Below are 24,065 nucleotides of genomic sequence, written 5' to 3' on the forward strand. Positions count from 1 at the left end.
ACCCCTTGATTCATGACCTTATTTATCGTTGTAGGCTGTATTTTGTTACTTGTTTTGCTCACCACCTGGGGCAAAGTAAATGCTTTCATTGCTTTTCTATTGGTGTCAATTTTGGCAGGATTATTACTGGGGGTTCCCTTATCGGGCATTACTAAATCGCTGCAAAAAGGGGTAGGAGACATCCTGGGTTCGCTGGTGATGGTGATCGTGTTTGGTGCAATGCTGGGTAAATTGGTGGCCGCAAGTGGTGCTGCACAAAAAATTGCCTCAGTCATGATGAAAGTTTTTGGACGTAAATACATTCAATGGGGGTTGATGACGACAGGTTTTATCATTGGAATTCCCTTGTTTTACAATGTCGGTTTTGTGTTGATGGTACCCCTGATCTTTTCGGTGGTGTATAAGTATAAGCTACCTGCTGTTTATCTGGGCTTACCTATGTTGGCTGCTTTGTCGGTTACCCATGGTTTTTTGCCGCCACATCCTTCTCCTGCCGCATTGGTGCTACAATTTCATGCGAATATGGGGATGACTATGTTTTACGGGATTTTATTGGCCATTCCTGCAATTGTAATCGCCGGTCCATTGTATGCAAGAACATTGAAAGCTATTGTAGCTGTCCCTTTAAAAACCTTTCAATCTGAGGATTTACCTGAAGACAAGCTGCCGGGTGCCTGGAACAGTTTCATTTCTGCTTTATTACCTGTCATTGTAATGGCGATAACTACGGTATGTGTGTTGCTGTTTAAAGACAATTCTTCAGTGACCACATTTGCTGGATTTTTAGCAGAACCTTCGATAGTAATGCTGCTCACCTTGTGTCTAACCACTTTTACATTAGGGATAAAAATGGGTAAAAGCATGAAGGAGGTGATGTCGATTTATGGAGAGGCAGTAAAAGATATAGCGATGATTTTATTAATTATTGCGGGTTCCGGAGCCTTAAAACAAATTCTTTCAGATAGTGGAGTGAGTCTGGAAATTGGTAATGTATTGGCGGCATGGTCTATAGAGCCTTTGTTTTTGGGTTGGTTGATTGCTGCGGTGATCCGGGTATGTCTGGGTTCCGCAACAGTTGCAGGCTTAACTGCTGCGGGGATTATTGCACCACTTATGATCAATTCTAATGTAAATCCAGAGCTGATGGTACTCTCCATTGGTGCAGGAAGCTTGATGTTCTCTCATGTGAACGATCCTGGATTCTGGATGTTTAAAGAATATTTTAACCTGAGTATTAAAGAAACCATCCGTTCATGGTCGGTAATGGAGACTTTGGTAGCGGTAATAGGCTTATTTGGCGTACTGATTTTAAACCAACTGATTTAGTCTTGAGGATTTAAAACCGGTTGGTATTCGGGTCTTGGGCTTTCAGGGCTTTCCTGCAGCTGGAAATACAGAACAAGGACTTTAGTTAGCCAGGAGAAAAATATCAGTAAATAAGCGCTGAGCAACACGGCAATAAGGTAGAATTTCCAAATGAAATCAGTAGGAATGATAAAGAAAAATATTTCCAGTAGGAATATTTGAAGCAGATACCTGACATAATGCACCGCATTAATGGCGCGGTTTTTCTCCCGATTAATCAAAAAGAAGTAAAAGGCATTACTGATCGTATAGCCAAGAGCAGCTGCATACCAGTACTTCAGGTGTAAGGTTTCAACGGAAATAAAGAGTTGAGAAACACAAAATAAAGCCATAAGCTGTGGGAAATAACGCCAGAGGCTTTGTGTTTTTGACTGTTTTACCTGTTCCTGCATCACCCATTCCTGTAGAATCAATAGGAAGGTCAGGAATAGGAACAACAATCTGAAAAAAGAAGGGCCTGTGAGGAAATGGATGAATTCAGGATATGAATTGACCAATCTTAAATTGCCAGGGATTTCAAGTGCCAATCTGAAAAAGCTTAAGCTGATTACTGTACCATACATCACCTGTACAAATACAGGCATTTTCTCTTTCCTCATCCTCATGTAAGTATTGCTTATTTTGATATCATCCCCTTAGCAGTTTACAAAATTACGTTAATTGCAAAATACTTCCAAATCAATTAGTTGTCCTGCGATTTATGCTGAATTCAGCCTGTGTTTTTTAAGCTTGCTTCAAGAGTAGCAAAAATTTAAAGGCTCCTGGTTTTGGAGTTGAAGAGACCTGGGTTCAGTTAGGGTTCGGATAGGGTTGGCTTAGGGTTAGTATAGGTAAAGAGTATTGCAACCCTAAGCCAACCCTAACTGAAGCCCTTCCCAAACCTATCCGAACCAGCCACTCTTCCCGAATACAATATGGATTCTTTTTCAATTATTAATTGTCAGAAATGCTTGTTTTTTTAGAAGAATGGGTTTAATTTCAGTTCAGCAATTTGCTACGAAATTGTGGGCTGACTACTGATTCTGTCTTTTCTTTTTTTCAAAATATACTTCAGCAAAATGCTGGCGACGATCAGGAAAATGATCACATTTAGATAGCCCCAGAAAACCAGAAAAACCAGGATTCCGGTTGCATATGGAAGCCATAACCAGGTGTTTTTAATCAGTTCCTGAAAGTGGTATATGGAGACTAGAATCAGACAGCTGATCATTAGGAATAGCGGTAATCTGGAGTTGAAATATCTGGTTAAAATATCAAACCAGGCGGGTTGAATGGTATGTTTATCACTGTGGATCCCATAAAAACGAGGGCTATCCTTTTTTTTGTAAACTGTAATTTCTGTGCCTGATTTTAAGTCTTTGGCAGTAGGGTGCGGCGCATACCACCACATCGGATAATCCTGTTCCAGCAAGCTTTCTTTTTCCCGAAGTTTTAGAGAGACCGTATGGTTGTTTTGATAATAACCCATACCAATTTTGGCGGTATCAATTGTTCCCCTTTCTTTTTCATAAAATAAATTGGGAGCGGCGGCTTTGAAGAAGCCGAAAAATAAGCAGAAACTGAAAATGAGCATCAATATCAGTCCAGGCCAGCTTGTTTTATAAAATAAAATGGCTTGTTTATACATTTAATAATTTTCTTGTTAATGTACAAATAACACTATAGATTAGGACAAGTAACAGTTTTAAAATCAGAAAGTTCTATTTTATGTAAATATAGAAATATTTGGATGGTATCGTAAAAATGTTACATTTGAATTAATCAAACCAAACCAAACCACAATGTCCAAGCATTCATCCGACTTAAATAACCTGATTAGTCACATTGCCTTGTATGATAGCGCAACTGCATACAAACAGTTCTTCAAATATTTATTTCCGGTATTGTATCGTTTCAGTTATTGTCTCTTGAAGTCTAAAGAGTTGTCGGAAGAAGTGGCCAGTGATGTCATGATCACCCTATGGAAAAACAGGAAGAATTTACCGGAAGTAGAAAATGTGAAGGTTTATGCGCTGGTGATTGCAAGGAACCTTTCTTTGAATGTTTTAAACAAACATGCCAGGCATGAACTGGTTTCTATAGATGATATTGAGGTCGAAGTGGCATTAGATTCTTTAAATCCAGAACAATTGCTGATCAATGGAGAGCTAAAGAAAAGATTGGAACGGGCCACCCAATCCCTTCCTGATAAGTGTAAAATGGTATTCAAACTGATCAAAGAAGATGGCCTCAGCTATAAAGAAACGGCTAATCTTTTGAATATTTCTGTCAAAACTGTAGATGCCCATTTGGTCACTGCCCTAAAAAAACTGGCAGTAGTTTTACAGATGGAAGTACACCTCCAATAATTTATTTTATTTTTTTTACGAATCCACTAGGGAGTTTTCTGAAAAATATTGTCCTATACCTACAACCAATATAAACTTCAGAACGAACCATCCTTATGGATAATAACAGAATCATAGAACTGTTGGCCCGTAAACAGGCTAATGAGGCTACGGCGCGCGAATTGGAAGAGTTAAAAGTACTCATGACTTCCTTTTCCGATGCAGTGCATTTTGACGAAGTTGTCTCTGAAATCTGGGCTAAACAGGATGGAATGTCCGAGATGGATGAGCAAGAGCTGGATGCCTTTTATGAGGCACATGAGCTGAAATTCAGGGCTGAACTTGGATTTAAGTCCCCGGAATCCGAATCTAATCCATCACCCTTAGGGAAGGAAAAATCCTCAGGCCTAATCGCAGCTCAAAAAGCTGTGTCAGAAGAAAATTTAACATCGGAACAAGCTCCGGAAGGGAAAATCATTAAACTTAGCTCCTGGTTCAAAACACACCTCAGCCTTCTTGGTGTTGCCTGCGGAATATGCATCATTGCTATGGCTTCTTTCTTTTACCTGAAAAATAATGCTAAAGAATTTGATACGCAGGTGTTCAGCGGTAAGGGGACTCGCAAAAAGATCTTACTTCCTGATGGCACACTGGTGTGGCTTAACGCAGAAAGCAGCTTGTCTTATGATAGTCAGCTGGATGATCAGGCACAGCGGATAGTTTACCTTGATGGAGAAGCCTTTTTTGATGTGTCGCACCGTAAGAATAAACCTTTTTTAGTGCGTACAGAAAAGCTATCGGTCAAAGTATTGGGAACGGCATTCAATGTAAAAGCTTATGCAAAAGATAAGGGGACGGAAGCTACCCTGTTGCGAGGTTCTATAGAATTGTCTATGAACGACCAACCCGCTCAAAAGATCATTCTGAAACCTTCAGAAAAGTTTGCGACCAGTACACCACAAAAAAAGCACTTAAATAAAAACGGAAAACAGGAAGAAGATATGCCATTGGATCTTATGGTGGAGCATGTTATACCGGTTCGTATTGCCGGATCTGAATATATAGAAGAAACCTCCTGGAAAGACAATATGCTAGTGTTTCAAAATGAATCACTGGAAGATTTAAAGCCAAGGTTAGAGCGTTGGTTTAATGTACATATTGAACTCGGTGCCAGTATTCCTAAGGATTATCGCTTTACGGGAGTACTGAAAAATGAAAATATTAAAGAGGCCTTAACCGCCATGCAATTAATCAAACCATTTCACTTTAAACTAAAAGCAGATGACGTAATTATTTACTAACAAAAAAAGGGAGTAAATGCGCCAACATTTTCCCCCTTTCCCAACCTTCAAGCGGTAGTTAAAACTACCATTATCAGATTTTTAACTTTGAAATTGACAAATCTATGAAAAAAAAAGAACTGTGCAATAAAGTTCTATGTGCCGGATTTTCCCGAAAAAAAATTCTATTGATGTTAAACTGGAGCTTTGTTTTGTCGTTCGTCTTGTGTTTGCAAGTTTCGGCGTCTACTTATTCACAATATTCTAAGGTTGATCTCGACCTGAAAAAGGTGAAGTTAAAGGATGCCTTGAGCATCCTCCAAAAGAAAGGGAATTTCAGACTGTTATACAGTGAAACCGACCTGCCCCTTAATAAAAACATTACCCTTGTAGAAAGCGATATCCTGGTGCTGGATGCACTGAAGATCTTTTTAGAAGGTACTGGATTGAAATTTCAAACCTTGGAGAACCAGTTAGTGGTGATCCGCACACAAAATTCTGGAATGGCAGAAGTGATCGTGAAAGGAGCGGTTACTGATGCCACAGGAGGAGGTGTTCCTGGGGTGAGTGTTAAACTTAAAGGGGGTACACAGGGAACTATGACAGATGCTAAAGGAAATTATAGCATTAAAGTTCCTGATAATGGTACCCTTATTTTTACCTATATGGGTTATGTAACCCAGGAGATTCCGGTAAATAATAGGCCTGTGATCAATGTAACCATGTCTGAAAAGGCAGAAGACCTTTCCGAAATTGTAGTGGTAGGTTATGGTACGCAGAAAAAAGCAGTCGTTTCTGGTGCAATTGCTTCTGTGAAAGGCTCAGAATTGGCGAAATCGCCTACGGCAAACCTTTCAAATTCATTAGCAGGACGTATGCCGGGGGTAACTGCTATTCAATCTAGCGGTGAGCCGGGCTATGATGGTTCTGCCATCCGTATTCGTGGAGTGAACTCTTTAGGAAATAACGACGCTTTAATTGTAATAGATGGAGTACCAAACAGAGCAGGAGGTTTAGAGCGTCTAAATCCTAACGACATAGAAAGTGTTTCTGTTTTAAAGGATGCTTCTGCCGCCATTTATGGTTCCAGAGCAGCAAATGGGGTAATCCTGGTAACTACAAAACAAGGTAAAAGTGGTAAACCACAGTTCTCCTACGATTTCTCTTATGGTTTACAACAACCTACGCGGACGCCAAAAATGGCCAATTCTGTGCAATACGCAGAGATCTTAAATGAACTGAAAATCTTTAGTTCGGATTTACCGGTTAATCAATGGGATGCGGCATGGAAAGCCATAAAAAATACAGGGGAATATCAAAGAACGGATAATAATAGAAAAGTAACGGCAGCTTATCTACCAGCAGAAATGCAAGCCTTTCGTGATGGATCTGATCCTTTACGTTACCCAAATACAGATTGGTTCAAAACCACACTTAAAAACTGGTCGCCTCAACAAAGACACAATATTCAATTGAGCGGAGGGGCAGAAAACATCAGATACCTGGTTTCTATGGGATACCTGGATCAGGACGGTTATTATAAAAAATCAGCTACTGGATATAAGCAGTACGACATGAGGGTGAACCTTGAAGCCAAGCTGAATAAGTACATCACCACCTCATTGGGGGTTACCGCAAGAGAAGAATTGAGAAACTTCCCTACCGTAGGTGCCGGCGATATCTTTAGAATGATCATGCGTGGAAAACCTACACAGATGGAGGTTTGGCCAAATGGCTTACCAGGACCAGCAATTGAGTTCGGATATAATCCTTATGTGACCACAACAGATCAAACCGGATACTTAAAAGATACCAGAGATTATTTTCAAACAACTGGTAAGGTGGAGATCAAAATCCCTGGAGTGGAAGGCTTAAAGTTTACCGGAACAGCAGCTATTGATAAATTTGCCGGTCGCGCGAAGAGATGGCAGACCCCATGGACATTGTATTCCTGGGATAAGACTTCTTTCGAAGCAGATGGAAAAACGCCATTACTCGTAGGTACAGTGAGTTCAGAGCGCAAAGACGCCAGTTTATCGGAGACCGCAGGTGGGCAATTGGCCATTAACTTAACTTCGATGTTGAATTATGATAAGAAGTTTGGCGAGCATTCACTGGCTTTAATGGCTGGTGTAACCAGTGAAAAGGTGAATAACGATGGATTCAATGCCTCCAGAAGGTATTTTCTATCCACTGATTTAGAAGAACTATTGGCTGGTGATGATCAGGAACAAACTGTTGGTAATCCAACCGATGCACCTAATAACTTGTTCAAAAGAGCCCGCTTAAGCTATTTTGGGCGTGTAGGCTATAACTATAAAGAAAAATACCTGGCAGAGTTCCTTTGGAGGGTAGACGGTTCTTATATCTTCCCGCCAAACAAGCGATTTGGATTCTTTCCTGGCGTATCTGTAGGCTGGCGTATGTCTGAAGAGCCTTTCTTCAAAGAAAATGTAAGCTTTGTAAACAACTTGAAATTTAGAGGTTCTTGGGGACAAATGGGTGCCGAAGCCTATTTTGGCTCGGCATTGGCAGAATACCAATACCTGAGTACAGGTGGCTTCTCTAACTATGTGATCAACGACAAGATCACCAGAACTGTCTTTGAAGCAAGTGTACCCAATCCAGACTTTACATGGGAGGTGGCCAATAACCTGAATGTGGGTTTAGATGCTTCCTTCCTCGACAATAAGCTGGCTTTTGAATTTGATTATTTCTACAATAAAAGGACCAATATCCTGATTAGAAAGGATAAGTCGGTACCGGAAAGTTCAGGAATCACGGAAAAATTGCCTCCAGTAAATTTGGGGAAAGTAGATAACCGCGGTTTTGAGTTTAAGCTGAGCTATAATGATCAGGTTGGTGAGTTGGGATATGGGGTAAGCGTAAACGGTGGTTATTCTAAAAATAAGATCGTGTATTGGGATGAAACACCTGGTGCCCCGGAATGGCAACGTTCTACGGGTATGCCAACAGGAACAGAATTGGCTTATACTTTTGCTGGTGTATTTAGAGATCAGGCCGAGATTGATGCAAATAAGATCAACTATAGTGCGATTACGCCAAACTTGTTGCCTGGTGATATGAAATTTGAAGATCGGAATGGCGATGGGAAAATCAATGCTGATGATCAGATTAGATTGGATAAAACCAGTACACCAACCTTTACAGGTGGTTTGAATTTCAACCTGCAGTATAAAAACTTCGACCTTTCTGTATTGGTGCAGGGGGCTACTGGTGGCGTTCAGATTATTGGTTTAACGGAGTCAGGAGATATCGGAAATTTCCTGGAATGGTCTTATAAAAACCGCTGGACGATTGACAACCCAAGTTCGGAAAACCCGCGTTTATCTAACCGTGGAAAGACGTATTATACCGACATGAACAATGCTGCGAGAAACGACTACTGGATTCGTAGCAATAATTATGTGCGCTTGAAAAACGTGGAATTGGGCTATTCTTTATCAGATAAAATCAGTAAAAAATTAGGACTAACCGCATTGAGGTTTTATGTCAGCGGACTTAACCTGTTTACCGTGGATAAGATCAAAATTTGGGACCCGGAATCAACAAATTCCAGTTCACAATATTATCCTCAGGCAAGGGTAATTAATACCGGTGTTAAAGTTACTTTTTAATGGAATCCTGATCAGGAATAAAAACATATAGAACGATGAAATCAACCATAAGAAATAAATATATATTCTCAATTGCGATAATGGCAGTTCTGGTGTCAGGCTGTAAAAAGGACTTCCTGAATGTACCCCCACCAGATAAGATCGATGCTGAGCAGATCTGGAAAGACGGTGGCCTGGCTCAGGCTTTCGTGACAGACATTTACCGTGGCCTTAATGACGGCGGATTCTCTGAGCAGATGCTCAGTTCAGTGTCTGATGAGTCTTTATTTACACACCCAAATCGTGGAATTGATTTGATCAATTCCAGTACAATCAACCCATCAACATTAGGTTGGGTAGACGATACATGGGGTTATAAAAAGATGTACAACCGCATTCGAGATTGCAACATGACTATTGAAAGATTAGGAGGTACAAATAATGGCATAACAGATCAGTCACTGAAAGATAGGTTGCTGGGAGAAGCCCATTTTATGCGTGCTTATTTTTATCATCAGCTGTTGAGGTATTACGGTGGTATTCCACTGGTGAGTAAAACTTATGTCCTTACTGATGATTTTAAGATTAAAAGATCAACATACAAAGAATGTACAGACTTTATCCTGAAAGATTGCGAGGACGCTCAACGCTTGTTATCAAAAAGAACCATGGATAAAGGAAGAGGTACTGAGTTAGCTGCTTTGGCTTTGAAATCAAGGGTACTATTGTATGCAGCAAGTGATTTACACACCAGAACAGGACTTTCGAAATTAGACTTCGGCGGTCCAACCCCAACTTCTGAAGTATTGGCATTATTGGCTTATGATGACACTGATAGTCAGGCGCTACGTTGGAAAGCCGCAAAAGATGCAGCACAAGTGGTAATGAATGCCGGTAAAGGATACAAAATGGGACTTACCGCTCCGGAGACTCCTGAAAATGGTCGCTTGAATTATAAAAGTATTGCAATGGCTGGAGGAAGTAAAGCGCCAGGAATGGATATTGCGGCAGCTTCAGAACTGATCTTTGCAAGGTACTTTATTGACCGAAGTGACATGCGTTTCGGTAGAGCAAATGGCCCGAATGGTTACCGCAATTGGGCAGGAAATACACCTATTGGTTTATTGGTAGATGATTATGAGATGATCGATGGTACCAAGTTCAGTTGGTCAAATCCAGCGCAAAAATCAAATCCTTACCAAAACCGTGATCCACGCTTTTATGCCACAGTATTGTATGATGGTGCAGGTTGGAAACCAAGAAATAAGGTGGTTGGAGACTTAGATCCCGCCAATCAGATTCAAACAGGAGAATATGATTTGATGGTGAAGGATAAACTAGTTACCTACAAAGGTCTGGACACTCGTTCCAGCGAGATTGAAGATTGGAATGGTAGCTGGACCGGTTATTATACTCAGAAATTTACGGATCCTGATCCTAATATTGTAGATGCTTCTAATCCTCAGTTCGTACCCTGGCCTTTCTTTAGATACACAGAAGCGGTGATGAACTATATTGAGGCATGTATCGAATTGAATGAGTTGCCTGAAGCGAAGAACTGGTTAAACCAGATTCGTTTCAGATCCGGGATGCCTGCTATAACTGTCGCTGATAAAGATGGATTAAAGGCAGCCTACCGTCAGGAACGCAGAATTGAAATGGTATATGAAGAACAACGCTACCATGATGCAAGAAGATGGCTGATCGGCAAAGAAGCTCTTGGTCGAAAAACAGACTACATCAAGGTAACCGGTAAATTTAAACCAGGTAAAACACTGGCAACGACTTATCGTTATGATCCTACAATTTACGATTATACCTATACGCCTACTGTAGAGACAGCGCAGGAAAACCGCATATGGTTGGATAAAATCTATTTCAGACCTTTCAGTAGAGATGAAGTGAATAAGAATACCTCCCTGTTACAAAATCCAGGATATTAATGTAAACAAACCTTGTTTAATATCTGAAGGCTGTGCCGGTTGTTTCAAACACCGGTACGGTCTTTTTTTATGCCCCGACTTTTCATTTGGGATCATTTGCAGAAATATCGCCCTAGTTTTTCTAGCTTTGCTCCAAATAACAAAGAGATTTAATGGAAGTCAAAAATTTAGAACCTCAGGAACTTTGGAGTAATTTTGCTGCTTTGAATGCAGTGCCTCGCGCTTCAAAAAAAGAAGAACGTGTGATTGAATTCATGGTTCAATATGGCCACAGCTTAGGGCTGGAGACCATTCAGGACAAGACAGGTAATGTGGTGATCAAGAAGCCCGCTACTCCAGGTATGGAGAACAGGCAAACGGTGATCATGCAATCACACCTGGACATGGTTCATCAAAAAAATGGCGACCGCAACTTTGACTTCGCTACACAGGGAATTGAAATGTTTGTGGATGGCGATTGGGTACGTGCTAATGGAACAACATTAGGAGCTGATAATGGCATCGGTGTAGCCACCATTATGGCGATCCTTGCTTCTTCAACCATCGTACACCCTGCTATTGAAGCGATGTTTACCATCGATGAGGAAACCGGTATGACCGGCGCTAAAGAATTAGACCCTTCAAACTTTACAGGAACCATTTTGTTGAACCTGGATACAGAAGAAGATGATGAATTGACCATTGGCTGTGCCGGTGGAATAGATACCAATAGTATTTATAACTATAAACAACTTCCAGTAACGAATGACCATTTAGCTTACCAAATTACTGTTAAAGGCTTATTAGGTGGACATTCAGGAATGGACATTCACAAAGGAAGAGGTAATGCAAATAAACTGATGAACCGTATATTCTATGCGGCGCTTAAAGCCTCGAACCTGCAATTGTGTATGGTAGATGGTGGCAGTCTAAGAAATGCGATTCCTCGCGAATCTAAAGCCATTGTTGCGGTTCCTATGGCAGAAAAGGAAGCTTTCTTATCTTGCTTCGCAGATTTCACTGCGGTATTAAAAGAAGAATATAAAAGTATTGAAACGGCGATGAACATCAACATCGAAGAAATTGAACTTCCGAAATTTGGAATGACAAAAGTGGACTTCGTAAAAATCGTTAATGCGATTTATGCCTTGCCAAATGGTGTATTCAGAATGAGCCCAGACATTAAAGACCTAGTAGAAGCTTCTTCAAACCTGGCAAGAGTGATCATCAAAGGTGGTGAATTTATCACACAATCATTACAACGCAGCAGTGTGGAAAGCACCAAAGATGATGTGGCTTTCGCAGTAGGTGCAGCATTGGAAAACATGGGTTGCGATGTTTCCCGTAGCGGAGATTATCCAGGCTGGAAACCTAATGCAGATTCAGATATTCTAAGGTTAATGACCAAATTATATCAGACTACATTTAATGCAGAACCAAATGTAAATGCTTGTCATGCGGGATTAGAATGTGGTATTTTGGGTGCCCATCTTCCAGGTATGGATATGATTTCTTTTGGCCCTACGATTCATGGTGCCCACTCTCCTGATGAGTGTGTCAAAATCTCTTCTGTACAGAAGTTCTGGGGGTACTTATTACAAGTTCTTCAAGAAATTCCGGAAAAGAAATAAAACTTTATAGATCATATATTCTTAACCTGAACTTTACAATGCAACCTTAGTTTTGCGCTATAAATATTTGGTTAGTATTTATAAGTTTAGGTTTAGTTGATACAAAAGCCCCGATGGATGTCAGGGCTTTTGTTTTTTATTTGGTTTTTGGCAAGCTGTTGATCCATTCCCTGATCAAATTAACTCCTTCCTTATGAGTCAAGGTACGCGCAAGTTCCGGCATGGCTGTTCCTGGTTCTGTACTGTTCATTCGGTAGTATAAAATCGACTGATCTGCATTCCCTGGAATAATGTCATAATCCAGTCCACCAGCACCACCTCCGGCAGATACCGGTGCTTTTTTAAAGCCTAAATGATCTGGATTCTTTTCTGTGTAATCCAGAAAAAGCCCCGTATTGTAAGCATCACCGCCTTTAGTATGACAATGCGCACAGTTGATGTCCAGATAAGCCCTTGCTCTTTGCTCCAAAGTAAAGTTCTTAGCATCCGTCCAAACTGGCAATTGATGTACTTTGCTTAGCTCTGGTAAACCTGTGAGTTGTCCATGAGCAACCCATTCGCTCAATTGGTTCTTCGTTTGCCCCGGCAGGGTAAAGTTCAGATTTCTAGCCTTTGGCCCAATTGGCGTTAAAATACCATCCTTAATGTGACAACGCTTACAATCATTGGTATTAGGTACCTGATAATTGGTGAAATACTCTTTCCCTTTATCATCTAATAAAGTAATAGGCACCTTAGCTCCGGTAATGTGTTTTTTTGCATCTGTTTGCTCTTTATTCCACAGATAATTCATCACTTTCCAGTTTTTATCTTTCGGATCTTTAACCAGTAATCTAGTTTCAATCATGATCTTTTGATGGGCTACATTAGTATAAGCGAAGTTTTTAACGATAATTGTGGAGTCCGGAAAATCCAGGGCACCCTCTTCGGTATACTTGATTTTAGCGCCTGCTGGCAAAACGATAAAACGATCTTTTATAGCATAATCGGTAAACAATGGGGTGCTAAGCTCATAATGTATGATACCGGAATCAGGCTTTAAGTCTGTAAGCTTCCCTTTAAAAAATCCATAATCAGATAGCTTTTCTTTAAACTGAAAATCTGTTGTTGCAGCGGATGTATTTGTCGTTTTGTTTTTGCATCCCTGTTCTGTCAGCACCGATAAAAGGATGCCGAACAGGATCAGGGAGCCAAAAATATAGGTCTTTCGCATTGTTTATTTACATTGGAATGGGCTGATATTTGTATTGGGTTTCCAGTTTGCAGGATTGGCAATATTCAGGAAATCTGCATTCACGAAGACATTGTCGCCCGGCTGTTTGATGCAGATAGAATCTGGATTAAGTGCTGTACCCTTAGTCAGGACATTACTGGTGATTCCATCATACATGATCAATGGAATCCTTTTGTTCTTACGAGTAGGATCAAGTTTGTTTAGCTGTGCCTCTGTAGCCACTAATAGCTGACCAATACGGTGTTCGTAAGCAGGTTTCGGGAAAGCCGGACCCATTTCTATCGTATTGTCATGGATATTAATGTTTTTAGGAATAGGAGAGTAGTTTGCATTTATTTTTTCTCCTGCCTTCTCATCCACAGCAAAACCGGAGGCAATAGTAATAGATGAGGTATTGTTATTGGTGATCTTATTGTTATAAATTTCAATATCAGACGCGGCCAGAATAATGATTCCGCTACCAGGTGAAGCATTCCCTACACCCCATGTGGTTCCGAAACTACCTGCTTTTGCGAAATTCCTGAAATTATTGTCATGGATATTGTTGTTATAGACCTTCACATGCCCCCCTCTTTGGGAAAGGTCAGGTAAGTCAAAGATTAAGAACCCTGCAGTATTGTTGTAAAACTCGTTGTCATAAACCTGCGCATTGGAAGTGTTTTCTATCTCACAACCGGCCACATTTTTAGCTGCTTTACATTTTCTCACGATGGCACTATCCGTCTGACCTACATAAATACCCGCATCAGAAGAACCCTCTGTATAGCAGTTTTCAATCAGTACATTTTTACACATCACCGGATAAATGGCATAGCCACCACTGGTAGAATCAGCTTTGCTCCAAACCGCATGTAGGTTGGTTACTGTCACATCGCGACTTTTATTAATTTTCAAGAGATCTCCTTTGGAATCTTTAATGGTCATCGCATCAATCGTAAAGCCTTTTACATCTGTTACACGTATCCCTTCGCCACCCTGACTCTGACTAGAGAAATCAAGGATGGTTTTATCATGGCCTTCCCCCTGAATCAAAATGTGGTTGACTTGTGCAATACTCAGGTTGTCGAATTTATAATTTCCAGCTTTCAGCATAATGCTGGTGCTATCTTTTAATGATAAAAAGGCCTCTTCAATTTTAGCTTCTTCCCCAGGGTTGAAGGTAAGGACGGTTTTGTACTGGTTCTGCGGGCCTGACTTTTGAGTACAGGAACTCCACATTCCTGTGGCCAGGAGCAAGAGGAATACCGCGCGGATAGATTGTTTCATATTTGATTTTTTGTGTTTAGCGATTAAAAAATATTGTAGGCATAAGTCACATAATAAACGGCTCCGATATTAGGATTGGCAATACCGGTAGAGTAGTATTTATTGGTGATATTGGTTGCGCCTAGTCTGATACCAGAACGGGCCTTGATTAATTTATAACTTACTTGTGCATCAAGTACTGCTGAGCTAGGTACATTTCCTGTTGCCAGACCGCCAGAAACCACATATAAATAACCTGGTTTATAACGTAGACTGGTATTGAACGACCATACTTGTTTTTTTCCAAAGCCACTGTTGCCAAACTCCAGATTGATATGGTAATTTGGCGTATTGAAATTGTTCACCTGACTATTGTTTTTATTTTTCAGATGATCAGAAAAATAGTTCACTTTGGTCAGGAAATTATAGCCAAGGTCTACACTCACACTGGCAGCATAACCATAGGTGTTTACAGTCTGGCCACCATTAAAGGCAATATTATAAATGGAATAAGTGCTTTGGTCATTAAAGGCTGTTACATCATTAGTGCCCGGGGTATTGGCTACATTGGCATAGCCGATGAAATTTTTCCAGGTAGAAAAATAACCGAGTACATCAAAAATCACTCTTTTACCGATCAGTGCGGCATAGCCCAATTCAAAAGCATTCACAGACTGTGGTTTAATGTCATTGTATTCGAAACGCTGCAATACACCTGCATCACCAGTTTCACGGTATTTATTGACGCTTTCCAAGGTGTATGGTGGGTATTTGTCGAACTCATATGTTCCGTTAAGCAGTAAGGTAGAACCTCCGGAAGAATAACTGTTGACACCATTCAATGTGCTTTGTAAGGCCTGGATATTCGATGGGAAGCTATAAGCATTCTGGTAGGAGAAGCGGATGAAGTTTTCTTTGGCGACTTCAAATACGGCCGAAGCTCTCGAAGTTACTTTCGGATCAGAGAATAAGCTGTTTTTATCGTAGCGGAACGAGGTGCTTAAACTCAGTTTATCATCTAATACCTTTTTCGCCAACTGCACATAGGCACTATATTCTTTTACATTGATCGGTTTATTTTTATCTGGGAATAGTGTGTTTTTACTATTTAAGCTATATAATCGCCAGTTTACACCTGCAATTACACTCATAAACTTGATCTCTTCTGCAAAATTGTATTGTGCTTCCGCATTGTAAAGCTTACTGCGGTCTAAAAACAAGGTTCCTCCTTCAGAGATTGGCGTGCCGCTGATGCTATCTTTCAAATGATTAAAACGTGGGGATCCAACGTCAGGACGACCCCGATCAGCAAAGCTTCGGGCAGCAAGATTGGCATCCAGGAAAGAAGCGCCGCCTGCTAGTGAAGTAATTAAACCTTCTGTGTATTCAGGATACCAGCCACCCATACCACCATCATAGCTGGTTTTCCATGCTTCATTGATCAACTGTGCTGTAGGACCTGCAATGACCGTCCGACCGGAGTTTTCGGAAGTGGTATAGGCACGTACAAACCAGTTGTCGCTTTTTACTTCTGCGCGATACTGGCCTACTTTAAAGCCTTTCAATTGATATCTGGTATCATTGGTGTACACGATATTCCCTGTGCCATATGTACCGGATAAAATACCTTCTACCTTTGAATTGAATTTATACCTTAATTCGGCATTAGCTTTAAAAAGTTTGGCTTTATTATCCAGGTACCCATACTCAGGATAACCGGTTCTGGCCACATAGTTTTGTTTGGTTAATAAAGGCTGGATTAGCGGTGCAAGATCAGGGTTTCCCGCTAAAGCAGCCTCTAGGAATGGGTTGATATTTACAGAAGTAGCACTGCCATACATATTTACTCCATCGTAGTTTGGATCGGTAAGCGCATCACCCGGACCTCGTTTATTGTCCATATTATTGGCTACCCAATCTTTTGCCTGTGTATATTGGGCATTGACTTTAAATGCAAACTTTTCATTTACTTTCTTTGCATAACGGATCGTCCAATCGTAATAGGGAGAGGCAGGAACGGGGTCATTGTGTTTCTTATTGTTCACATGGTTCACACCCTGAGTAACCAGTACGCTTAAGCCCTGGTATTTAAATGGGTTTTTACCCGTCATGACCATGGTGCCATTCAAGCCTCTTGATCCGTAAAGGGCAGAAGAAGCACCGGAAAGCACCTCTATATTGTCTACATCCAATTGTGTTAAACTAATTGCTGAACCTAGTGGGAAATTCAGACCGGGAGCCTGGTTGTCCATACCATCTACTATCTGTGTGAAATTCGTGTTCCCGCTGGTATTGAAACCTCTGGTAGAAATACTAGTAAAACCGATACTGGATACGGTTACATCCACGCCTTTTAAGCCTTGAATCATGTCCATATAATTCAGCTGAGGGGAATTGACGATATCTTTTGTGCTGATTTGTTCAATGGTAACGGGGGAGGCCAGCTTCTTTTGTACGGTTCTACTGGCAGAAACCACTACTTCCTGTCCGAGCATAGAAGCTGGTTCTATACTGATATCCAGATTTTCAGAGAAACTTTGAACAGTTACTTCTTTAGATTCGTAACCAATGGAAGAAATGAGTAGCGTAATGGGGAGCTTTTTGGAAGTCTTCAGTTGGAATCTTCCCCGATCGTCAGTATAAGTACCTTCGGTGCCGTTTTTGATGCGTACGGAAACCGCATAAGCGGGTTCCTTTGTCACATTGTTTTTAATGCTTCCCTTGATTAGGCTTTGTGCCCAGGCGGAATCGGGCATAAAGAAATAAAGCATCACGCTGAGTAACATGATCTTGTTCATATTTGGTTGGTTTTGGTTGTCTTAAAAAAAAATCAACGTAAAATGCTGCAAAGCACCCTCACACAAATAGAACCTCCATGTTGATCAGCGTTAATCTTGATGAACTGGTTTTAGAGTTGTTCTATTTTTTTATCCCTTTAAATATCAGTGAAACCAGAAATTTAATGTCCTGGAGACTCTGGGTATAATCAATTTCCGTCTCACCTTTTAAAATTGCCTGTTGCTCTACACTATGTTTCAAAGCATCAGTAAGGTTGATCAATACGGAAGCTGTGTTTTCCAAATCCGTCATATACACTTCTCCATCTTCAACGGCCTTGCCCAATAACTGGGTTACAAATATTTTTTCCCTTTTCATTAGGGCATTGTACAATTCAAAGAAACGGGGTAAGATCTTGTTCAGCGTATCCACCGAAACGCGGTTCATGTTCAATACGTTTTTATAATAATTAAACCGTGATTCCAGATAAAAAGCAATCCGGTTTTCAATCCCTTCTTTAAGTAGGGTAGCTTCCTGTAAAGAGTTGATAAAATCTTCTCCTTCTTTAAGGGCCACCTCAATGAATATGTCTTCTTTGTTCTTGTAATAGTAATATAGCGATGCCTTATTAAGTCCAACTGCTTGAGCAATATCATCAAGCGTAGTTTTATCTAATCCGAATTTTGCAAAGCATTGCATGGCTGATCTTCCGATCTTTTGTTTTACCAGTTCTTTTTTACTCATGTTCCTTACCTTAAAACTATAAACATATTTTCAATAATCCAAATGTTTTAACAAAACGTTTGAAAATTGAAAAACACCGTGTTCAGTTTGTAAACTTAAAGTATTCAGGGGAATAAGAAAGGGGTATTTTGAGGAAAAGGTGGAACCGGGGGCAGAATCCCCCGGAGGAGGGTTTAAAGATCCAGATGGACCTTATGGTTTTAAGAGGATGATTTCTACTCTTCGGTTCAGTAATCTTCCTTCTTTTGTCTTATTGTCGGCAACAGGTTTGGTATCACCCAGGCCAGCAGTTTTAATTCTGTTTGCAGGGATTCCCTGACTAACCAGGAAATTTTTCACTGATACTGCACGTTTATCTGATAACCATTGGTTATAAGTAGCTGTTCCGGTTTTATCAGAATGTCCTTCAACCAGGATTTGATTCGCCTGCTCATCCTTGATCACATTGGCAACTGCTGCAATTCTCTTTTTAGCAGGTTCATTTAAGTAAGAGGAATTGGTAGGGAATAATACTTCCGAACTAAAGGTAAACTTGATTCCGCCATCCGTACGTTCAATCTGGTCATCAGGCAAATCTTTTTTCATTTTATCAAGCTCTTTGTCACTACCTTGTGCTACTGGAGCAGGGGTAGCTACGATGGTCTTTTTTGTTTTACAAGAAAGGGTTACGGTAAGCAATAAAGCTAAAATAAGGTTGGTTTTGTGTGTCATTGGGAAAAGAAATTAACCGTAAATATAGCCATTAATCAGGCCATTGTTACCTTTACCTTTGTATCAAGTTTAATGAACTAGGAATTAACGATTGAATCCATTATATGAATTGGGAAAAATTATTGTCGGCAAAACGCTGGGGAAATGAAGATAGGTTTGCTGGAAATCAAAAGGAAGCAAGGTCAGAATTTCAAAGAGATTACGACAGGATCATTTTCTCCTCGCCCTTTCGCAGGCTGCAGAATAAGACCCAGGTATTCCCACTTCCTGGGAGTGTATTTGTACACAACAGGCTTACTCATAGTTTAGAAGTAGCCAGTGTAGGCAGGTCTTTAGGGACAATATTTTATAATAGATATAAAACACAAGATCCAAATGTGGATGAGACTTGTCCATTGATGTGTGAAATAGGTAATATTATTGCCTCCGCTTGTCTGGCACATGATTTGGGAAATCCTGCATTTGGCCATTCCGGAGAAGCAGCGATCTCTCATTATTTTACCGATGGTGATGGTAAAGCTTATCAGAATCAGGTGACTAAAGCTGAATGGGAAGACCTGATCAATTTTGAAGGAAATGCCAATGCTTTGAGGATCCTGACACATCCTTTCGCAGGAAAAGGTACCGGTGGCTTTGCGCTTACCTATGCCACACTCGCCGCAATTGCTAAATATCCTTGTGCAGCGCTTGCCGGACATAACAAAGCCAATATCTATACCAAGAAATATGGCTTCTTTCAATCGGAGCAGAGTGGCTTTGAAAAGATTGCCATAGAAATGGAGCTGATAAAAGTACAGAATGATCCAATGGTATATAAACGTCACCCATTGGTGTATTTGGTGGAGGCTGCCGACGACATCTGCTACAACATCATTGATCTGGAAGATGCCCACCGATTAAAAATCCTTTCTTACTCAGAAGTAGAAAACTTGCTGATGCCCTTATGTAATGATCCTAAATTACCTGCTCGTCTGGCTACTATTGAAGATGATGATGCTAAAATTACCCTAATGCGGGCGAAATCAATTAACACACTCATCGGTTTATGTTCTAATGTATTTTACGAACAACAGGAAGCGATCTTAAATGGTGATTTTAATCAAAGTCTGATGGATGCCATTGAGGAGCCGTTCCTTTCGAAAATGAAAGTGATCGAAAAGGTTTCATATAAAAAGATCTACAATTATGCCTCTGTCGTTCAGATTGAAGTAGCCGGCTATAAAGTAATGGGTGGTTTGCTGGAGGAGTTTATTCCTGCCTATCTACAGAACGAATCAAAATACCATAAAAAACTAGTGGAACTGATCCCTAAGCAATTTCTAACCCAGGAAACAGCTACTTACGCCAAGATTCGAAGCGTGCTTGACTTTATCTCCGGCATGACCGATATCTATGCGGTGGAGCTATTCAGGAAGATTAAAGGAATTTCTTTTCCATCAATGAGTTAATCAAAAAGATCGCTCATAAAATGTAAAATGCCTCCAAAATTCAGAAAATTATGGAGGCATTTCTATAATATAGGCTCAATGATTTGTTATGCTAAGAGCTGCAGGAAAGTGTAGCGCTACCAGGTTGTTCATTTGCCCATTGCGGTCTTAATACAAAAAACTCATCATGTTCATCACTATATGGAGTTTGCAATGCTTTTTGAAGCTTTTTGAAGAGCTGATCATCTCCCTTTTCTAATTCCTGAATCGCTTCATATAACAGGTAATTTCTTAGGATAAACCTTGGGTTATTTCTTTTCATTTCAGCATTGGAAATGCTCCTTGAACTGTTGTTCTTCGCCATGCGTTCCTGATAAACAATAATGTTTTTATGAAGTAATTCCTGCTGAGGTGCTGTTAAAGAATAGTAGAAGGAAGGTTCAAAATGAGCATTAATACCAATAGTGTCGGTCAAATCTTCTGGAAGCTCAGCCATGAGTTGATAGAAGATGGTCATGTCTGGTTGAATCTCCGCCAATAGGTTTTCTAAATCATCAATCAGTTGGATTTCTTCGGCTAGTACCTGATCTAATCCCAGCTTGGCGGCTTTCATCGCATAAAACTTTTCATAGAAAACGGGGCCAAAACCTTCCACTGTACTGATCAGTTCTTTCGGATCTTCAAATAAAGGCGAAATCGCATTGGCCAGACAAGTCAGGTTCCAGTAAGCAATGGAATGTTGTTTGCCATAGGCATAACGACGTCCGGGATGGTCTGTGGTATTCGGACTAAAATTCAGGTCATAAGCATCAAGGAAAGAAAAAGGACCATAGTCTATCGTTAGTCCAAGAATCGACATATTATCTGTATTCATTACCCCATGTACAAATCCAACCCTAAGCCATTCCACTACCATAGTCGCAGTGCTTTCCATGACTTTTTTGAACCATTGCAGGGTTTTATCAGTACCTGTCAGCTCCGGATAAAACTTTTCAATTGTCCAGTCGACCAGTTGTTGTAAATGATCATATTCTTTTCTGGCGGATAGCATTTCAAAATTACCAAAGCGTAAAAAGCTTGGCGCTGCGCGCATTACAATTGCTCCGGGTTCTGGGGCAGGACGACCATCATAAAACATATCTCTTCTCACCTGGTCACCGGTTGCCACCAGACTTAATGCCCTGGTAGTTGGAACTCCCAGGTGATGCATTGCCTCACTCATCAGGTATTCCCTAACAGAGGATCTCAATACGGCTCTTCCATCTGCTCTACGTGAATAGGGGGTAAGCCCAGCACCTTTTAACTGCAATTCCCAGGTTTCGCCATTTGCTAATGGCCATTCACCAAGGGTGATTGCTCTGCCATCACCTAACTGACCTGCCCAGTTCCCAAACTGATGACCTGCATAGCATGCGGCATAAGGCTTCATCGTAGGATTCACCGCATTACCGCCAAGTATATTCAGGTCCTTTTCATCAGGATCGCTAATGCCCAATTCGGCAGCAAGATCTGTTGTCCATGCCAATAATTTTGGTTCCCTTACCGGGCTGGGTAAAACCCTGCTGTATAAAACTCCGGGAGTTTGACGGGGTTCCGGATCGCCGCTTTGATCTCCATCAAAAGCTTCAGTAAAATCATTGACAAAGTTATGGGTACTCAGGTGCTGCATAATTAATCGGTGTCTTTTTTATAAAGACAAATATCAGGTTAATTCAGGAGTTCTTTGTTGGAATCAATAGCTTAACTGTTAAATTTTTACGGTAAACAGACTGATTTTATGTCAATGTATTTAGATACTTATGTGTTTTGATGTAAAAGCGTATTGATTTATAGATTTAAATAAATATTGATATTTAAATATGTTAATATATAGATGTTTTGATATCTAGATATACATTTAACGAAAGACTAATGTGCATATGCTTACCGAGTTAAAGTGTTCTCTATAAGTTAATATTCCCTTAATATACCCTCGCGTCTGTCCCACTATTTTTGTTTCGAAGAGTTTCTTTCATATCAGTATGTCGAAAACAATTACCGTATTAGGGGATAAAATATTATTAGAGCAGTATCATCAGGGAAATACTACGGCTTATAACGTGCTATTTAAACGTTACTATGGCCCACTGTATGGCTATGCCCTAAAAAATGTAAGGGAGACAACTATCGCAGAAGAATTGACTATGGATGTGATGCTCGGCCTTTGGAAAAAGAAAGGAGCCGTAGATATTGAAAATGACCTGAAAGCTTACCTTTACCGCTCCATTAAAAATGCCATCTATAACCATTACCGCAAAAAGATCTTAAGCACTGTTCCTTTGGAACAGGTCACTGAAAAGGCAACGCCAATATGTCGTTCTGCCGACCATGACTTGCACAGCAGGGAATTGGAAAAAGTATACCAAGAAAAGTTAAGCAAGCTAAGTCCGCAGCGAAGAAAGGTGTATCAAATGAGTAGGGAAGAAAACATGACCTATGCGGAGATCGCCGAAAATATGGACCTGTCTGTAAATACGGTAGAAAACTATATGGTGGCTTCTCTTCATTTTTTTCGCCAGCAATTGAAGGAACATGCGGATCTGATCCTGGGCTTCGTTATGCTGCTACTTCTGCAGTAATTCTTCTCTGGAATTAAAAATGCAGGTTCTTAAAATATTCTTCCTATCCCATAGGTGGTGTCCTCCAATAACTGTGTTATGGTAGTTGAAGGACAATAAGAATGGATCAAGCATACAAAAATAAAAACCTCATTAGAAAATACATCCATCAGCAATGTACTGTTGTAGAGTTGGAAGAAATAAAAGCATTGTTGCTACAGCCGGGTACGCAACAATTATTTGATGAGGTGCTTTCTGAAAACTGGACTGGCTTCCCTGAAATAGAGGGGCAGGTCGAAGCTGGACTGGATCAGCAGCTACAAAAATTCTATCAACAGCTGGAAGCCAGAGAAAACCTGGCAGTACAAAACGCAAGCGTTCCTGAGCCGATTTGGAGATCGTTGATGAAGCAAGCTTATCTGCCATATGCTGCGGTGTTGGCGTTAATGATCCTTAGCCTAAGTATATTCCAAATCTTTCCTTCAAAAAAAACTCCGGTAAAGGAGCAGATCGCTATGCGTGAATTGAACAATGCAAAAGGTCAGCGTTCCAAAATATTACTGCCGGATGGATCTACCGTATACTTGGGGGCAGGGAGTAAGCTTAGTTTTCCAGAGCAGTTTAAATCAGGTTCCAGAACCGTAAAATTAGAAGGAGAGGCCTTCTTCGAAGTTAGTCGCAATCCACATCAGCCTTTTATTGTCCATACAGGGACGATCCAAACTCGTGTCCTCGGTACTTCATTTAAGATTGAAGCTTTTAAAAACGAAGCCTTAATGGTGGCGGTGGCTACAGGGAAAGTTCGTGTAGATCAGTATGAAGGGAAGGAAAGTAAGGCTTTGGCTATCCTTAATCCTGGACAAACTGTCAGGTATAATGAGGGGGCAGTTCGCAAGAGTACTGTTGCCCCGGAAGAACTTAGTAACTGGAAGGATGCCCGACTCAGCTTTCAGCAGCAATCCCTGAAAGAAATCACCAACATATTAGAACGCTGGTATAATGTGACCATCAGTTTTGACAATAAAGCAAAAGAGAGGGAAAAGATCTCGGTCACTTTAAAAGCAGACATCCCACTTCATAAAATTATGAGAGTGCTGGCGGCGACCGGTCATTTTAACTATCGAATTGACGAAAATACAAGGAAAGTACGCGTCTATTAAAACACAAAATCAAGAAAGGAAAGCTAT

General features: G+C 40.6%; 17 protein-coding genes. 9 read left to right on the forward strand and 8 right to left on the reverse strand.

Features of this window, described 5'->3' with window-relative positions:
- Positions 1–12: 12 nt before the first annotated feature.
- Positions 13–1,326 (forward strand): gluconate:H+ symporter, encoded by a 1,314-nt coding sequence (locus R2S10_RS17405; protein ID WP_316841680.1) that lies wholly within the window; start codon positions 13–15, stop codon positions 1,324–1,326.
- On the opposite strand, the gene R2S10_RS17410 is transcribed toward R2S10_RS17405, so the two are convergent.
- Together R2S10_RS17410 and R2S10_RS17415 are read right to left on the reverse strand one after the other, a co-directional pair.
- Positions 1,323–1,964 (reverse strand): hypothetical protein, encoded by a 642-nt coding sequence (locus R2S10_RS17410; protein ID WP_316841681.1) that lies wholly within the window; start codon positions 1,962–1,964, stop codon positions 1,323–1,325. The two genes, R2S10_RS17405 and R2S10_RS17410, sit on opposite strands and share 4 nt — an antisense overlap.
- Positions 1,965–2,359: 395 nt before the next feature.
- The gene (locus R2S10_RS17415; protein WP_316841682.1) at positions 2,360–2,992 is read right to left on the reverse strand and encodes a hypothetical protein; all 633 of its coding nucleotides are present in this window, start codon (positions 2,990–2,992) and stop codon (positions 2,360–2,362) included.
- Positions 2,993–3,146: 154 nt separating this feature from the next.
- Here R2S10_RS17415 and R2S10_RS17420 point away from each other — a divergent pair, with 154 nt between their 5' ends.
- The 5 genes from R2S10_RS17420 to R2S10_RS17440 all read left to right on the forward strand — a co-directional run bounded on the left by R2S10_RS17420 (position 3,147) and on the right by R2S10_RS17440 (position 12,142).
- Positions 3,147–3,713 (forward strand): RNA polymerase sigma-70 factor, encoded by a 567-nt coding sequence (locus R2S10_RS17420; protein WP_316841683.1) that lies wholly within the window; start codon positions 3,147–3,149, stop codon positions 3,711–3,713.
- A 95-nt stretch (positions 3,714–3,808) separates the two neighbouring features.
- Positions 3,809–4,993, forward strand: coding sequence for a FecR family protein (locus R2S10_RS17425; RefSeq protein ID WP_316841684.1), 1,185 nt, complete (start codon positions 3,809–3,811; stop codon positions 4,991–4,993).
- Positions 4,994–5,097: 104 nt separating this feature from the next.
- On the forward strand, positions 5,098–8,610 hold the full coding sequence (locus R2S10_RS17430; RefSeq protein WP_316841685.1) for a TonB-dependent receptor: 3,513 nt from the start codon (positions 5,098–5,100) through the stop codon (positions 8,608–8,610).
- 35 nt (positions 8,611–8,645) lie between these two features.
- On the forward strand, positions 8,646–10,532 hold the full coding sequence (locus tag R2S10_RS17435) for a RagB/SusD family nutrient uptake outer membrane protein (RefSeq protein WP_316841686.1): 1,887 nt from the start codon (positions 8,646–8,648) through the stop codon (positions 10,530–10,532).
- Between the two features lie 152 nt (positions 10,533–10,684).
- Positions 10,685–12,142 (forward strand): aminoacyl-histidine dipeptidase, encoded by a 1,458-nt coding sequence (locus tag R2S10_RS17440; RefSeq protein WP_316841687.1) that lies wholly within the window; start codon positions 10,685–10,687, stop codon positions 12,140–12,142.
- A gap of 136 nt (positions 12,143–12,278) precedes the next feature.
- Here the strand turns inward: R2S10_RS17440 and R2S10_RS17445 are convergent, their stop codons facing one another.
- The 5 genes from R2S10_RS17445 to R2S10_RS17465 form a co-directional block, all read right to left on the reverse strand.
- Positions 12,279–13,355, reverse strand: coding sequence for an SO2930 family diheme c-type cytochrome (locus tag R2S10_RS17445; protein ID WP_316841688.1), 1,077 nt, complete (start codon positions 13,353–13,355; stop codon positions 12,279–12,281).
- A gap of 3 nt (positions 13,356–13,358) precedes the next feature.
- Complete coding sequence (locus R2S10_RS17450) at positions 13,359–14,642, reverse strand: parallel beta-helix domain-containing protein (RefSeq protein ID WP_316841689.1); 1,284 nt, start codon at positions 14,640–14,642, stop codon at positions 13,359–13,361.
- 23 nt (positions 14,643–14,665) lie between these two features.
- The gene (locus R2S10_RS17455) at positions 14,666–17,419 is read right to left on the reverse strand and encodes a TonB-dependent receptor (RefSeq protein WP_316841690.1); all 2,754 of its coding nucleotides are present in this window, start codon (positions 17,417–17,419) and stop codon (positions 14,666–14,668) included.
- 121 nt (positions 17,420–17,540) lie between these two features.
- Positions 17,541–18,143 carry a TetR/AcrR family transcriptional regulator gene (locus R2S10_RS17460; RefSeq protein ID WP_316841691.1) on the reverse strand — a complete coding sequence of 201 codons (603 nt, stop codon included), beginning with the start codon at positions 18,141–18,143 and terminating at the stop codon, positions 17,541–17,543.
- A gap of 192 nt (positions 18,144–18,335) precedes the next feature.
- Positions 18,336–18,854 (reverse strand): OmpA family protein, encoded by a 519-nt coding sequence (locus R2S10_RS17465; RefSeq protein WP_316841692.1) that lies wholly within the window; start codon positions 18,852–18,854, stop codon positions 18,336–18,338.
- Positions 18,855–18,958: 104 nt separating this feature from the next.
- On the opposite strand from R2S10_RS17465, the gene R2S10_RS17470 reads away from it, so the two are divergent.
- The gene (locus R2S10_RS17470; RefSeq protein ID WP_316841693.1) at positions 18,959–20,302 is read left to right on the forward strand and encodes a deoxyguanosinetriphosphate triphosphohydrolase; all 1,344 of its coding nucleotides are present in this window, start codon (positions 18,959–18,961) and stop codon (positions 20,300–20,302) included.
- Between the two features lie 91 nt (positions 20,303–20,393).
- Here the strand turns inward: R2S10_RS17470 and R2S10_RS17475 are convergent, their stop codons facing one another.
- Positions 20,394–21,950, reverse strand: coding sequence for a protein adenylyltransferase SelO (locus R2S10_RS17475; protein ID WP_316841694.1), 1,557 nt, complete (start codon positions 21,948–21,950; stop codon positions 20,394–20,396).
- Between the two features lie 352 nt (positions 21,951–22,302).
- Here R2S10_RS17475 and R2S10_RS17480 point away from each other — a divergent pair, with 352 nt between their 5' ends.
- Together R2S10_RS17480 and R2S10_RS17485 are read left to right on the forward strand one after the other, a co-directional pair.
- Entirely contained in the window at positions 22,303–22,899 is a 597-nt protein-coding gene (locus R2S10_RS17480; protein WP_316841695.1) for an RNA polymerase sigma-70 factor, read from the forward strand.
- A gap of 101 nt (positions 22,900–23,000) precedes the next feature.
- Positions 23,001–24,038, forward strand: a complete 1,038-nt coding sequence (locus R2S10_RS17485; RefSeq protein WP_316841696.1) for a FecR family protein — start codon at positions 23,001–23,003, stop codon at positions 24,036–24,038.
- Positions 24,039–24,065: the final 27 nt, after the last annotated feature.

The sequence above is a fragment of the Pedobacter gandavensis genome (assembly GCF_032678745.1).
Classification (GTDB): domain Bacteria; phylum Bacteroidota; class Bacteroidia; order Sphingobacteriales; family Sphingobacteriaceae; genus Pedobacter; species Pedobacter gandavensis_C.

Bases quoted from the DNA above. Each gene is read 5' to 3' on its own strand.
- R2S10_RS17470 (WP_316841693.1), top strand. From the start codon at position 18,959: ATGAATTGGGAAAAATTATTGTCGGCAAAACGCTGGGGAAATGAAGAT.
- R2S10_RS17450 (WP_316841689.1), bottom strand. From the start codon at position 14,642: ATGAAACAATCTATCCGCGCGGTATTCCTCTTGCTCCTGGCCACAGGA.
- R2S10_RS17455 (WP_316841690.1), bottom strand. From the start codon at position 17,419: ATGAACAAGATCATGTTACTCAGCGTGATGCTTTATTTCTTTATGCCC.
- R2S10_RS17475 (WP_316841694.1), bottom strand. From the start codon at position 21,950: ATGCAGCACCTGAGTACCCATAACTTTGTCAATGATTTTACTGAAGCT.
- R2S10_RS17445 (WP_316841688.1), bottom strand. From the start codon at position 13,355: ATGCGAAAGACCTATATTTTTGGCTCCCTGATCCTGTTCGGCATCCTT.
- R2S10_RS17465 (WP_316841692.1), bottom strand. From the start codon at position 18,854: ATGACACACAAAACCAACCTTATTTTAGCTTTATTGCTTACCGTAACC.
- R2S10_RS17440 (WP_316841687.1), top strand. From the start codon at position 10,685: ATGGAAGTCAAAAATTTAGAACCTCAGGAACTTTGGAGTAATTTTGCT.
- R2S10_RS17405 (WP_316841680.1), top strand. From the start codon at position 13: ATGACCTTATTTATCGTTGTAGGCTGTATTTTGTTACTTGTTTTGCTC.
- R2S10_RS17460 (WP_316841691.1), bottom strand. From the start codon at position 18,143: ATGAGTAAAAAAGAACTGGTAAAACAAAAGATCGGAAGATCAGCCATG.
- R2S10_RS17420 (WP_316841683.1), top strand. From the start codon at position 3,147: ATGTCCAAGCATTCATCCGACTTAAATAACCTGATTAGTCACATTGCC.
- R2S10_RS17480 (WP_316841695.1), top strand. From the start codon at position 22,303: ATGTCGAAAACAATTACCGTATTAGGGGATAAAATATTATTAGAGCAG.
- R2S10_RS17485 (WP_316841696.1), top strand. From the start codon at position 23,001: ATGGATCAAGCATACAAAAATAAAAACCTCATTAGAAAATACATCCAT.
- R2S10_RS17410 (WP_316841681.1), bottom strand. From the start codon at position 1,964: ATGAGGAAAGAGAAAATGCCTGTATTTGTACAGGTGATGTATGGTACA.
- R2S10_RS17415 (WP_316841682.1), bottom strand. From the start codon at position 2,992: ATGTATAAACAAGCCATTTTATTTTATAAAACAAGCTGGCCTGGACTG.
- R2S10_RS17425 (WP_316841684.1), top strand. From the start codon at position 3,809: ATGGATAATAACAGAATCATAGAACTGTTGGCCCGTAAACAGGCTAAT.
- R2S10_RS17435 (WP_316841686.1), top strand. From the start codon at position 8,646: ATGAAATCAACCATAAGAAATAAATATATATTCTCAATTGCGATAATG.
- R2S10_RS17430 (WP_316841685.1), top strand. From the start codon at position 5,098: ATGAAAAAAAAAGAACTGTGCAATAAAGTTCTATGTGCCGGATTTTCC.